We start from the raw sequence: 12,243 nt of genomic DNA, 5'->3' as shown, positions 1-12,243 counted from the left end.
AAGCCAGATATGTGACCGAGCACGCCCGTGTGAGCCGCCGCACGCCAGCCGGCTGGGCCGCCGCCGGACGTCAGCGGCGCCGGCCCAGGGTGGCGAGCAGGGCGACCGCGCCGACCGCCACCACCAAGCCGGCCAGCACCGCGAGCAGGAAAGGCTGGCCGGCGGTCCGGCCGGCTGCGGTGATCAGCAGCACCACCAGCACCGCCGAGGCGAGCAGCACCGCCGCCACCCGGGTGGACCAGCGCACCACGACCTCGGGGGCCAGCACCACGTCGTACGGCACGGCGGCGGCCAGCGCGGCGAGACTGTGGGTCAGGTACAGCAGCGCGCCGACCGCTGACAGCCGCCACAGCTGCACCGGGGTCCCGTACCAGGTGGTGGCGAGCACCCAGCCGCCGATCCCGACCAGGATCGTCACCGTCGGCGCGTGCCCGCGCGGCGCCAACGCCGGCAGCAGCGCAACGGCGAGCAGCACCGGCCCGGCCCGGCCGAGGAAGACTTCGGCCGGGTACGCGAGCCCGAATGCGAGCAGCGCGGTGACCGCCACCACGCCCCGCAGCAGTACCGGCGCGAGGGTGACCCGGGTGAATCCGGTGCGCACCGCCGCCACCCGGTCCCGGGTCGCGGTGATCATCGCAGCACCGCCTTCGGCGCCGACGCCAGCCGGGCCACGTCCCGTAGCACCTGGTCGAGGCTTCCAGCCCCGGCCCAGTTCACCACCGGTACGCCGTGTTCGCGCAGCTGCCCGACGGTGTTTTCCCGGTCCAGCCGCCACAGCCGGTACGCCACCTCGGTCCACTGACCCTGCCGGGGCGGCGGCGCCACCGTGGTGGGCAGCGTGTCGACGGCGACGACGATCCGGCCCGACCGGGCCATCCGGGCCAGCATCTCCGCCGAACGCGGGTCCACCAGGGGGGTCAGCACCACGACCAGCGCGTCAGAGGAGAGCAGCTGCGGGCCGAAGACCTGGTCGTACGGTTCGTACGGGGTGGGCCGCACCTCGACGTCGAGCAGCCATTCCAGAACCGTCAGGTACTGCCGGCGGCCGGTGGCCGGGCGGAGCCGGCGGGCCGTCGGCCCATACTCCAGCATCGAGACCCGGTCACCGCGGTGCAGGTAGTGTTCCGCGATCGCGGCCGCCGCCCGGACCGTGGTGTCCAGCACCGACGCACCACCGGACACCCCACCGGAGCGGCCGACCTCGGTGAGGACGTCGAGCAGCAGCACCACCTCGGCGTCACGGTCGGACAGGGTCGCGGCGACGTGCAGCTGTCGGGCCCGCAGCGACACCCGCCAGTCGATGCGGCGCAGCCGGTCGCCGGGGCCGAAGATGCGCACCCCGGCCAGTTCACCGCCCTCCCCCGGCCGGCGGGACCGGTGCCCGCCGACCAGCCCGGCGGCGCGGGGCATCGCCTCGTCGGCGTTGAACGGGTCGATCACCGGGTAGACCGGCACCCGGACCGGTTCGGCGACCACCGGCCGGCAGGACAGTAGCCCGTCGCAGGCGATCGCCCGCGCGGCGACCGGCCCGACCGGCTGCCGGCCCCAGCGCAGCGCCACCCCGGACAGTTCGAAACCGGCCGCCGAGCCGGTCGGCACCGCCAGGCCGAACGGGCGGTCCGGCACCCCACCGCTGGGCCGGGGTCGGGCCGCCGCCAACCGTTCGAGCACCAGCAGCTGGCCGCCGCCGGGTGACGGGTCGATCGAGATCGGCGCCAGCACCCCGACCTCGTCGATGCGCAGCCACGGCGACACCAACGCGCGTACCACCACCAGGTCGTAGTCGGCGTCGGCCGGGTTGGCGGTGGCGGCCCGGGCACCGACCTGACCGCCCTCGACGAGGTTGGCGTCGACCGCCCCGAGGTCCAGCACCGGCGCGGCGACCGGCCGGCGGCGCAGCGCGTACGCGGTGCCCAGCGCGAACGGGGTGGCCAGGGCGACCAGATCGACCCGACCGAGGATCACCCCGGTGATCAGCAGCAGCCCGGTGATCAGCACCGCCCGGCCCAGCGCCCGGGTCGGCTGCCATCGCGTGGCGGTCATCAGGTGCCGCCGGTCACGGTGCCCCGCGGCGGCCGGCCGCCGCGTTGCCCGGTGGGCCGAACCCGCCGCCGTAGCTGGGCAGCGCGCCGCTGGCCGGGGCCGGGGTCTGCGCCAGTACCTCGCCGACCACGAACGACGGATCCACCCGGCGCAGCCACATCTCCGGCCGCAGGGTGATCCGGTGTGCCAGTACGGGGGCGGCGACCTCCTTGACGTCCTCCGGCACGACGAAGTCCCGGCCGGCGAGCACCGCCCTGGCCCGGGCCAGCAGCAGCAGCGCCAGCGAACCCCGGGGCGACGCTCCGACCAGGACCGACGGGTGGTCCCGGGTGGCTGCGGTGAGGGCCACGATGTACCGGCCGATGGAGTCCTCGACCACCACGTTCTCCAGCGCCGCCTGCATGGCCCGCAGCCCGGCCGCGTCGACCACGGCGGCCAGTTCGGTCTCCTCCTGGCGGCGGGAGATACGCCGACGCAGCACCTCCCACTCCTCCTCGTGGGTGGGGTAGCCGAACGACACCCGCAGCAGGAACCGGTCCAGCTGCGCCTCGGGCAGCGGGTAGGTCCCCTCGTACTCGATCGGGTTGGCAGTGGCCAGCACGTGGAACGGCGCCTCCAGCCGGTAGGTCACCCCCTCGACCGACACCTGCTTCTCCTGCATCGCCTCCAGCAGCGCCGACTGGGTCTTCGGCGGTGTCCGGTTGATCTCGTCGGCGAGCAGCAAATTGGTGAACAGTGGACCGGCCCGGAAAGTGAAGTCGGCGCTGCGCTGGTCGTAGAGGAACGAACCGGTGACGTCGGCCGGCAGCAGGTCGGGGGTGAACTGCAGCCGACGGAAGTCCAGCCCCAACGCCTGGGCGAACGACCGGGCGGTCAACGTCTTACCCAGCCCGGGGAGGTCCTCCAGCAGCACGTGCCCACCGGCGAGGATGCCGGCGAGGACCAACTCCAGCGCGTCCCGCTTGCCGACCAGCACGGTGCCGACCGAGTCCAGTACGGCGTGCGCGAGCCGGCTGACCTCGGTGGTCGGGGCTGCCACCACGTCGTTCATATCTTCTCCAATTTGCTGACGAACACCGCGCAGTCCTTGGCCGACGACTTACGCCGAGCCGGGGTGTTCAGGAAGTTCCACAGTTCGTCCCCGCAGATCTCCCGGGCCCGTTGTGGGTCGGTGGCCCGGGTCAGCCCGTACCGGTGCCGTAGCCGCTCGTCGACCAGCTCGCCGAGCACCGGCAAGGTCACCTCGGCGAACCGGCCCGCGTCGCCCTGACCGGCCCGCAGCCGGCGCTCCCACCGGCCGACCGCCTCCCGCAGGCCGTCCTCGCCACCGAAGACGTAGCTGCCGTCCTCCGGGTCGGAGCCGACCCGGCGCAGCTTGACCGGGGGCGGGGCGGCGACCGACCGTACGGTGCGGCGCAGCACCACCAGCGCGAGGCAGCCAGCGAAGACCGCCTCGATCGGCACCGTCAGGCCGAACAGCCGCAGCCCGAGCAGGATGGCAGCGGTGCCGGCGGCGGCCAGCGCCAGCGCCGTCAGCCAGGACCGGACCCGGCCGGGGGCGCGACGCTCGCGGGGCGGCGCCTCCTCGTCGTGGTAGAGCAGGTCGTCGATGCTGGTCTGCGGGTCACTCACCGGCCGGCCCGCCTTCGCCGGGGCCGACCGCGGCGGTCAGCTCGGTACGCAACCGACGCAGCGCCCACCGCGCCTGCTCCCGGGTCCGTTCGTCGACGTCGTGCCGGGCGTAGCGGGCCTCGCGGTAGACGCCCGCGAACGCCGACAGCACCTCGGCGCTGATCTCGTGCCCGGCGAGCAGCCGGGTGACCAGGTCGGTCGACGTGTCGCCGATCTGGCGGGGGGTGCCGGCCGCGGCGGCGGCCTGCTCCAGCCGTACCCAGCAGGCGATCACCGCCCGGCGCGGGTCGGCGTCGGCGGCGGAGAGCTCGACCAGGCCGGCGTCGACAGCGGCGACCACCTCGGCGGTGCTGGCCGGGCCGGGCCCTGTGGTGCTCCGCCGGCGGATACCGACCGGGTTCGGCCGGGGCCGGCGCCGCACCACGTCACGCAGCAGGGTCCACAGCAGCAGGCCGGCGACAACCAGCACGGTGAGGCCGCACAGCGCCCCGGCGAGCAGCGGAACCCAGGACGGAAGCTGCTGCTGGTCGGCGGCGGCGAAGTCGTCCGGCGGCGGCTGGTACGTCGACGCCGTCTGCGGCTGCTGGTAGTCCGGCAGCGCGGGGATGTCCCGTTCGACGGTGGCGTCGGTGCGGCCGACCGGCAGGGTGGAGTTCGCCGCCGCGACCGCGGTCAGCGCGAGAAGTACGGCGACGGCGGCGAGTGGCCACAGCCTGCGGATAGCCGCGGAATCCATTGCCGGCGGGTGCCCCCTCGGGTCCTCCAGTGGTCGTCTCGGCCCGGTCAAATCCGCCCCGCCAGGCGATTCACCTCGGTGAACACCTCGTCGAGCATGGCAGGAGTGAGCCGTCCGGTGAACGTGTTCTGCTGGCTGACGTGGTAGCAGCCCAGCACGTCGGGCACCGCCCCGCCGCCCGACCAGTGTGCCCCATGGCCGAACACCGGCCGGGGTGTGGGCGGTCGTCGCCCGTACACCCGGGTCATCGCCGGCCACCAGGCGGCCCAGGCGAACGCGCCGAGCGCGACCACCACCCGCAGCGTCGGTCTCAGCAGGGCGATCTCCCGGTGCAGCCAGGGCGCACAGGTGTCCCGTTCGGCCGGGGTGGGCCGGTTCGCTGGCGGGGCGCAGCGGACGGCGGCCACCACCCGGGTGTCCGACAGCCGCAGACCGTCATCGACAGCGACGCTGGTCGGCTGGTTGGCCAGCCCGGCGCGGTGCAGGGCGGCGAACAGCACGTCGCCGGAGCGGTCGCCGGTGAAGACCCGGCCGGTGCGGTTGCCGCCGTGCGCCGCCGGTGCCAGCCCGAGGATCGCGATCCGGGCGTCCGGCGGCCCGAAGCCGGGCACCGGACGGCCCCAGTAGGTCTGGTCACGAAACGCCGCGCGCTTTGTCGCGGCGACCTCTTCCCGCCAGGCGACCAGGTTCGGGCAGGCCCGGCAGCCGGCAATCGTGTGGTCCAGCGTCGGCAGGTCCGGCACCCGCGCCGCCGCGCTGGTCACGTGGGCCGCGCTGGTCACGTGGGCCGCGCTGGTCACGTGGGCTGCGGTACCGGTCACCACGGCTCCTTCCGACGTCGGTCGGCCAGCAGACGGCGCACCGCGAGACCGAGACCGAGACCGGCCGGCCGGCCGTGACGTCAGCCGAGTCGGGTCCGGAACATCTCCAAGGTCCGCGCCCAGGCACGCTTCGACGCGTCGTCGTCGTACGACTCCGGCCGGTCGTCATTGAAGAACGCGTGCCGGGTGCCAGGGTAGTCGTAGATTACGCAGCCGCCGCCGGCCGCCTCAATGTAGCCCTTGGCCTGCTGGATCCCGTCGGCGGCGGAGGTGCCGTCCTGCTCCGAGCAGTGGATCATCGCCGACTTGCCGGCGTAGCCCGCCCAGTCGGGACGCATCCGCTCCCACGGCAACGCCGGGTAGAACCCGGCGGTGGCGACGATCCGCCCGGTGAGCGTGGCCGACCAGAGCGCCAGGCTACCGCCAGCGCAGAAGCCGACCGTACCGACGGTGTCGCCCGCCGACTCGGCCCGGCCGGCGAGGTACTCGGCGGCGCCGGCGATGTCCTTGGCCGCCTGGTCCATCGCCAGGCCCATCAGCAGCCGGCGGGCGTCGTCCGGCTCGGTCGCCTGTACGCCGTGGTAGAGGTCGGGAGCGAGGGCCACGAACCCCGCCTCGGCTAGCCGGTCGGCGACCGCGGTGATGTGCGGCACCAGCCCCCACCATTCCTGGATCACGATGACCGCAGGTGCGGCGCCCGCCGCGCCGCCCTCCCCGGGTGCCGGTGGCAGGGCCAGGTATCCCTCGCTGGTCCCGCCGTTGCTGCGGTAGCTCACCATCTCGCCCATGGGGGTCCTCCTGTCGGTCAGTCATCGTTGGCTGGCGCGCAGTGGGGCACGTGTCCGGTAGCCTGACACGCGCCGTGGGGCCGGGGAAGGCGCGCGGAGGGTGGCGTACGCCTCTTGGTGAGCTGCGGTACGTCTGCCGGTCACCGCAAGCTCAGGCAGATCCCGTCCAGGATGTCGTGCTCACTGGCCACCACCGACGACACGTCGGCGCGTTCCATGACGATCCGCAGCACCAGGGCGCCGGCGGCGATCACGTCGGCCCGGCCCGGGTGCATCACCGGGATCCGCAGCCGCTGCCCGACCGGCATGGCCAGCAGGTCGGCGGTCACCTCGGCCACCTGGTCGTAGCTGATCCTGGCGTGGTGCAGCCGGTCCGCCCGGTAGCTGTCCAGCCGCAGCGCGATCCCGGCCACCGTGGTCACCGACCCGGCGAGCCCGACCAGCGTCGGCGGCGGGCCGGACCGGTCCGGCCCGAGCACCACCGACAGCGCCCGGTCGACCGCCGCCGCGATGTCGCGTCCGGCGGCGGCGATCTGGGCGGCGGTCGGCGGATCGGCACGCAGGTGCCGCTCGGTCATCCGTACGCAGCCGACGTCCACCGACACCGCCCGGTGCACCGTGTCGGTGCCGACGACGAACTCGCTCGACCCGCCGCCGATGTCCACCACCAGGTACGGTGCCGGCGCGGTGGCGGCCAGCCCACCGACCGCCCCGGCGAAGGTGAGCCGGGCCTCCTCGTCGCCGGTCACCACCTCCGGGGTCACTCCGAGGGTGGCCTGCACCATCGCCACGAACTCGGCGGCGTTGTCGGCGTCGCGGCTGGCCGAGGTGGCGCACATCCGCACCCGCTCGACGCCGTGCGCGGCCAGCTCGGCGGCGTACCCGGTGAGGGCCTGCCGGGTCCGTTCGATGGCCGCCGGGGCGAGCCGGCGGGTCCGGTCGACGCCTTCCCCGAGCCGGACGATCTCCATCCGACGAACCACGTCGGTCAGCGGCGCGGCGACCGACCCGGCCGGCGAACCGGCTCCCGTGACCGGGCCGGGCCGGGATTCTGCCGGCTGCCACGGGTCCGGCAGGTCCGCGATCAGCAACCGGACCGCGTTGGTGCCACAGTCGATGCCCGCCACCCGCGTCGCCACACCGGACACCGTACCGGGTGCGTAGCCGCTGCCGGGCCGGCGGCCGACGCCGTCGGGCGCGGGTGCGGTGCACGTCAGCGCAGGTGCAGCAGCATCCGGGTGTTGCCGAGAGTGTTCGGCTTGACCCGCTCCAACCCGAGGAACTCGGCGACGCCCTCGTCGTACGAACGCAGCAGTTGCTCGTAGACCTGGGCCGGCACCGGGGCCCCGTCGATCTCGACGAACCCGAAGCTGGCGAAGAACCTGGTCTCGAAGGTGAGCACGAACACCCGGGCCACGCCCAGCTGACGGGCGACGGCGAGCAGCTCCGTCACGATCCGGTGCCCGATCCGCCGGCCCCGGCACTGCGGGTCGACCGCGACGGTACGGATCTCCGCCAGGTCCTCCCACATCACGTGCAGCGCGCCGCAGCCGACGATCACCCCGTCCGCCGGCTGCTCGGCGACCCAGAACTCCTGGACGTCCTCGAACAGCGTGACCGTAGCCTTGCTGAGCAGCCGACGGTCCGGGCTGTACAGGTCAATCAGCCGGCGGATGCCTCGTACGTCGCGGGTCCGGGCCCGCCGGACGACCAGGCCGGCCTCGGATCCGGGATCCGTCACGCCGGTCACCTAGTCCGACTCCGACGGCGGTACGCAGGGGCCGCCGGCCCACCAGGGGCCGATCAGCTCCCGCACCCGGTCGCCGACCGGGTTGACGCCGGGGCCGACGGCGAGCGCGTGACCCAGGTGGACGTGCAGGCACTTGACTCGGCCCGGCATGCCGCCGGCCGACACTCCGGCGATCTCCGGGACGTGGCCGATCGCCTCCCGCCGGGCGAGGTAGTCCTCGTGCGCCGCCCGGTAGTCGGCGGCGAACTCGGGATCCTCGGCCAGCTCGGCGGCGTACTTACGCATCAGTCCGGCCGATTCAAGCCGACTGCAGGCCGATGTCGCCCGGGGGCAGGTGAGATAGAACAGGGTCGGGAACGGCGTGCCGTCGGCGAGCCGGGGCACCGTCTCGACCACGTCGGGCAGTTGACACGGACAGCGGTGGGCGACCGCCCGGGTGCCGCGCGGCGGCCGGCCGAGCTGCGCGGCGACCGCCGCGAGATCACGTTCGTCGGCTGCTTCACTCACCGATTCGTTCACCGGTTCGCTCACCGAGAGATGCCCTCCGCGTCGGCGGCCTGCACGCTCGACCAGAGCGTGTCGTACCACGGGCCGGCCGGGCCGTCGCGCTCACCGGCCGGCTCGACCGGCTCGCCTGAGTCGCGGGCGGCACCGTCCGGATCGTGCAGCACCAGCAGCGGGACCTCACCCGGGTAGACCATGTAGAACCGCCGCTTCGCCTCGATCCGGATGAAGTCCGGGTCCTGCCAGCGCTCGGCCTGCGCGTTGAGCTCGGCGATCCGCTCGCGCTGGGCCTGCTGGGCCTGCTCGATGCGGGCGATGTCGGACTGCTGGGCCAGGTAGACCCGCACCGGATAGGTGTACGCCAGCGCCAGAGCGACCAGCACCACCAGCAGCACGGTCGCCCGGCCGGTGAACCGGTTGGGCTGCGGCGCGGTGGTCCGCTTGACCGGGCCGCCGGGCACCCGGCGGCCGGCGGCCGGCCGCCGGCTGGCCGGGCGACCCGGGTCACCGGAGCGGCCCGCAGCGGAGCGGGGCGCTACGACCCGGTCGGCACCCGCCGACCGGGTCGCTCTGCCGCGCTGGTCGGCCCGGGAGCCGCTGTCGCGGCCGGCGAGCCGCAGTGGCCCGCGCGAGCCGGACCGGCCGGGCTGTCCCGGCCGGCGGGCCGGGCCCTGACCACTCGGTGTGCGCCGTTGCGGCACCGTCGTCACACCCCTCCCAGGCGGTTGGCTGTACGGGACCGGTCGGGTGCGCCGACGGCTGGTCGAACCGTCGGCGCGCCGGGACCGGTCGGACCGGACCCGGTCACCAGGACCGGGCTGGTCGAACCGGCGGGACGCTACTAGGCGGAACGGTACCTCGGGAACGCACCGGCCCCGGCGTAGCGCGCCGCGTCGGCCAGCTCCTCCTCGATCCGCAGCAGCTGGTTGTACTTGGCCACCCGCTCGGAGCGGGCCGGTGCGCCGGTTTTGATCTGACCGCAGCCGGTGGCTACCGCCAGGTCAGCGATCGTGGTGTCCTCGGTCTCACCGGACCGGTGGCTCATCATGCAGCGGAAGTTGCTGCGGTGGGCCAGCTCGACCGCGTCGAACGTCTCGGTCAGCGAGCCGATCTGATTGACCTTGACCAGAACGGCGTTCGCCGCCTGCTCGGCGATGCCCCGGGCGATCCGCTCCGGGTTGGTGACGAACAGGTCGTCGCCGACGATCTGAATCCGGTCGCCGAGCGCGGCGGTCATCGCCGACCAGCCAGCCCAGTCGTCCTCGCCCAACGGGTCCTCGATGGACACGATCGGGTACTCGCCGACCAGCTTGGTGTAGTAGGCGACCATCTCGTCGGAGGTCTTGCCGGCGCCTTCGAAGACGTACGCGCCGTCGCGGTAGAACTCGGTGGCGGCGACGTCGAGCGCCAGCACGATGTCGGTGCCGAGCTGGTAGCCGGCGGCGCCGACCGCCTCGGCGATCAGGTCCAGCGCGGCGGCGTTGGTGGGCAGGTCCGGGGCGAAGCCACCCTCGTCACCGAGGCCGGTGGCCAGGCCCTTTTTCTTCAGCACCGACTTGAGCTTGTGGTAGACCTCGGCACCGCAGCGCAACGCCTCCCGGAAGGTCGGCGCGCCGATCGGGGCGATCATGAACTCCTGCACGTCGACGTTGGAGTCGGCGTGTGCACCGCCGTTGAGGATGTTCATCATCGGCACCGGCAGCAGGTGGGCGTTCGGCCCACCGAGGTACCGGAAGAGGCTCAGCTCGGCGCTGTTCGCGGCGGCCTTCGCGACCGCCAGGGAAACGCCGAGAATGGCGTTCGCGCCCAGCCCGGACTTGTCCGCGGTGCCGTCCAGATCCAGCATCTTCTGGTCGATCAGCCGCTGCTCGCTCGCCTCGAAACCGACCAGCTGGTCGACGATGCGCTCCTCGATGTTGGCCACCGCCTGCTCGACGCCCTTGCCGGAGTAACGGTCCGCGTCGCCGTCACGCAGCTCGATCGCCTCGAAGGCCCCGGTGGACGCGCCGGACGGCACCGCAGCGCGGGCGATGGTGCCGTCGTCAAGCCCGATTTCGACCTCGACGGTCGGATTGCCGCGCGAATCGAGAATCTCCCTGGCGACGATTCCCTCGATGGTAGCCACTGTGTCGCTCCTCGTGATCAAGTCCCGCAAGGCCGCGACGGTGCGGCCGACCGTTCCGGTGGCAGCGTATCGGGCGACGGTGACGTTGCGGGCGCTGGCTTCCGAAACGCGGGATGTACGCGTCGGGAACCACCCGGATCTGGCATCGATCTCATTTACTGACATTGATGTCAATCGGTTTGCGGTAGGTGGACAGGATCGGTCACCCTGTCACCATGCGTGCAACGGAGAACCGGTTCCGCCGCGCCGCAGCGGCCACCGCCGCCGGCACGCTGCTGCTGGTCGCCGGCTGCCAGACCATCGCCGACGCCGGCCAGACCATCGAGCCGGCCGACCTGGTCAACGAGCTGGCCGCCCGACTCGACGGGGCCAGGGCGTTGACCTACTCGGCCGAGTACCAGCTGGTCGGCGGGGCCAGTGCCAGCATTGTGCAGGCGCAGACCCCACAACGTACGGCGTACGTCTACCCGGGCGGCAAGCTGATCGTCACCGACGAGACCACCACCGAGTGTGACACCGACGACTCCCCGCCGGTCTGCACCCTGACCAGCGGGCCGTCCCCGTCCGCCCAACCAGATCCGGAGCTGTTCACCGACGCCAACGCCGGAGGCCTGGTCACCCCACCGGTGGTGATCACGCTACTCAACGCCACCGCGCTGGATCCGGCGGCCGTGGTGAGCCAGAACGACACCACGATCGCCGGCCGACACGCCACCTGTGTGCAGGTCAGCCAGGTGCAGGGGGCGGCGGCGTCCCGATTCGACGTGTGTGTCACCACCGAAGGCGCGCTGGGCAGTTTCAGCGGGGTGGTCGATGGACAGACCGTCGAATTCGCGATAAGCCGGTACAGTGACACTGCCGACGAGACCGCCTTCACGCTCCCCCACGGAGCGCGGTCCGTCGACCGTCGACCCGGCCCCGCGTAACGGGCCGCCCGTGGCCGATCCAACCCCGCCCAGCGATCCAACCCCGCCCAGCAGATTCGTTCCCGATGCCCGGGTGGGCCGGGGCGCCGACCCGGCCGATCCGTGCCTGGTGGTGGCCGGCCGCCGACTGCTGGTCGGCGCCAACGGCGGACTACCGTCGGTGGCCGATCTACCGGCCAGCACCGAGTGGGTGCCGCTGGGCAGCCTGGACGGCGCCCGGGTGTGGGCAGCCGGCCTGCCCGCCGTCGACGATCAGCTCGGCGGCTGGCGGAGCTGGCCGGCGATGGCCGGTGAGCTGGGTGAGCCACTCGCCGCGCTCGCCGGACGCGCTCTGCAGGTGATCACCTGGCGGCGTACCCACCGGTTCTGCGGCGGTTGCGCCACCGAACTGGCCGACGTTCCCGGCGAGCATGCCCGCCGCTGTCCCGGCTGCAATCTGTACGTACCGATGCAGCTCTCCCCCGCCGTCCTGGCTGCGATCACCCGCACCACCCACGTCGGCGCAGCCGAGCTGCTGCTGGTCCGGCACGCCTACGGCGCCACCGCGATCTGGGCGCTGGTGGCCGGCTTCGTCGAGGCCGGCGAAACCCTGGAGGAGGCGGTGCATCGGGAGGTCGACGAGGAGGTCGGGCTGGCTGTGCACGACATCGCCTACTTCGGCAGCCAGCCGTGGGCGATGTCCGGCCCCGGCGTGGTGCTCGCCGGTTTCACCGCCCGCGCCGGGCCGGACGCCGAACCGGTCGTCGACGGCCGGGAGATCGCCGAGGCCCGGTGGTTCGCTCTGAACGACCTGCCGGCCGAGCTGCCGGCAACGTACTCGATCTCCCGCTGGCTGATCGAACACCAGCGGGGCGGCGGCCGGTCAGATCGGCATTGAGAGCCTTGCCGCCCTAAACGGCGGCCTTCGTGCCGTCCGGC

14 protein-coding genes are annotated in these 12,243 nt (G+C 73.3%); 2 read left to right on the top strand and 12 right to left on the bottom strand.

Annotated features, from left to right (window positions below; genetic code table 11):
- Positions 1–70: 70 nt before the first annotated feature.
- The 12 genes from ACFHWS_RS01200 to eno all read right to left on the bottom strand — a co-directional run bounded on the left by ACFHWS_RS01200 (position 71) and on the right by eno (position 10,399).
- Positions 71–634 carry a hypothetical protein gene (locus ACFHWS_RS01200; protein WP_416556008.1) on the bottom strand — a complete coding sequence of 188 codons (564 nt, stop codon included), beginning with the start codon at positions 632–634 and terminating at the stop codon, positions 71–73.
- Positions 631–2,043, bottom strand: coding sequence for a DUF58 domain-containing protein (locus tag ACFHWS_RS01195; RefSeq protein ID WP_416556007.1), 1,413 nt, complete (start codon positions 2,041–2,043; stop codon positions 631–633). Before ACFHWS_RS01195 ends, ACFHWS_RS01200 begins: the two co-directional genes overlap by 4 nt.
- 13 nt (positions 2,044–2,056) lie before the next feature.
- A complete protein-coding gene (locus ACFHWS_RS01190; RefSeq protein WP_416556006.1) occupies positions 2,057–3,094 on the bottom strand; it encodes an AAA family ATPase in 1,038 nt (345 codons plus the stop codon).
- On the bottom strand, positions 3,091–3,675 hold the full coding sequence (locus tag ACFHWS_RS01185; protein WP_416567445.1) for a hypothetical protein: 585 nt from the start codon (positions 3,673–3,675) through the stop codon (positions 3,091–3,093). The genes ACFHWS_RS01190 and ACFHWS_RS01185 overlap by 4 nt, the downstream gene beginning before the upstream one ends.
- Complete coding sequence (locus ACFHWS_RS01180; protein ID WP_416567444.1) at positions 3,668–4,411, bottom strand: DUF4129 domain-containing protein; 744 nt, start codon at positions 4,409–4,411, stop codon at positions 3,668–3,670. Before ACFHWS_RS01180 ends, ACFHWS_RS01185 begins: the two co-directional genes overlap by 8 nt.
- Positions 4,412–4,458: 47 nt before the next feature.
- Positions 4,459–5,193 (bottom strand): uracil-DNA glycosylase, encoded by a 735-nt coding sequence (locus ACFHWS_RS01175; protein ID WP_416567501.1) that lies wholly within the window; start codon positions 5,191–5,193, stop codon positions 4,459–4,461.
- A 119-nt stretch (positions 5,194–5,312) separates the two neighbouring features.
- Positions 5,313–6,020, bottom strand: a complete 708-nt coding sequence (locus ACFHWS_RS01170) for a dienelactone hydrolase family protein (protein WP_416556002.1) — start codon at positions 6,018–6,020, stop codon at positions 5,313–5,315.
- Positions 6,021–6,160: 140 nt separating this feature from the next.
- The gene (locus ACFHWS_RS01165) at positions 6,161–7,147 is read right to left on the bottom strand and encodes an exopolyphosphatase (RefSeq protein ID WP_416556108.1); all 987 of its coding nucleotides are present in this window, start codon (positions 7,145–7,147) and stop codon (positions 6,161–6,163) included.
- An 86-nt stretch (positions 7,148–7,233) separates the two neighbouring features.
- Positions 7,234–7,761 carry an amino-acid N-acetyltransferase gene (locus tag ACFHWS_RS01160; protein ID WP_416556001.1) on the bottom strand — a complete coding sequence of 176 codons (528 nt, stop codon included), beginning with the start codon at positions 7,759–7,761 and terminating at the stop codon, positions 7,234–7,236.
- 9 nt (positions 7,762–7,770) lie between these two features.
- On the bottom strand, positions 7,771–8,301 hold the full coding sequence (locus ACFHWS_RS01155; protein WP_416556000.1) for a DUF501 domain-containing protein: 531 nt from the start codon (positions 8,299–8,301) through the stop codon (positions 7,771–7,773).
- Positions 8,298–8,975, bottom strand: a complete 678-nt coding sequence (locus ACFHWS_RS01150; protein WP_416567443.1) for a septum formation initiator family protein — start codon at positions 8,973–8,975, stop codon at positions 8,298–8,300. Before ACFHWS_RS01150 ends, ACFHWS_RS01155 begins: the two co-directional genes overlap by 4 nt.
- 140 nt (positions 8,976–9,115) lie before the next feature.
- Positions 9,116–10,399, bottom strand: a complete 1,284-nt coding sequence (gene eno, locus ACFHWS_RS01145; protein ID WP_416555998.1) for a phosphopyruvate hydratase — start codon at positions 10,397–10,399, stop codon at positions 9,116–9,118.
- 215 nt (positions 10,400–10,614) lie between these two features.
- Here eno and ACFHWS_RS01140 point away from each other — a divergent pair, with 215 nt between their 5' ends.
- Both ACFHWS_RS01140 and nudC read left to right on the top strand, forming a co-directional pair.
- Complete coding sequence (locus ACFHWS_RS01140) at positions 10,615–11,325, top strand: hypothetical protein (RefSeq protein WP_416555997.1); 711 nt, start codon at positions 10,615–10,617, stop codon at positions 11,323–11,325.
- Between the two features lie 10 nt (positions 11,326–11,335).
- Positions 11,336–12,202 (top strand): NAD(+) diphosphatase, encoded by an 867-nt coding sequence (gene nudC / locus ACFHWS_RS01135; protein ID WP_416567442.1) that lies wholly within the window; start codon positions 11,336–11,338, stop codon positions 12,200–12,202.
- Positions 12,203–12,243: the final 41 nt, after the last annotated feature.

Origin of the sequence: Micromonospora sp. LOL_013, from assembly GCF_048060315.1 — a bacterium.
GTDB lineage: Bacteria > Actinomycetota > Actinomycetes > Mycobacteriales > Micromonosporaceae > Micromonospora_E.
This window is presented reverse-complemented; position numbering and strand designations above follow the sequence as displayed.

Bases quoted from the DNA above. Each gene is read 5' to 3' on its own strand.
- ACFHWS_RS01200 (WP_416556008.1), bottom strand. From the start codon at position 634: ATGATCACCGCGACCCGGGACCGGGTGGCGGCGGTGCGCACCGGATTC.
- ACFHWS_RS01195 (WP_416556007.1), bottom strand. From the start codon at position 2,043: ATGACCGCCACGCGATGGCAGCCGACCCGGGCGCTGGGCCGGGCGGTG.
- ACFHWS_RS01190 (WP_416556006.1), bottom strand. From the start codon at position 3,094: ATGAACGACGTGGTGGCAGCCCCGACCACCGAGGTCAGCCGGCTCGCG.
- ACFHWS_RS01180 (WP_416567444.1), bottom strand. From the start codon at position 4,411: ATGGATTCCGCGGCTATCCGCAGGCTGTGGCCACTCGCCGCCGTCGCC.
- ACFHWS_RS01170 (WP_416556002.1), bottom strand. From the start codon at position 6,020: ATGGGCGAGATGGTGAGCTACCGCAGCAACGGCGGGACCAGCGAGGGA.
- ACFHWS_RS01140 (WP_416555997.1), top strand. From the start codon at position 10,615: ATGCGTGCAACGGAGAACCGGTTCCGCCGCGCCGCAGCGGCCACCGCC.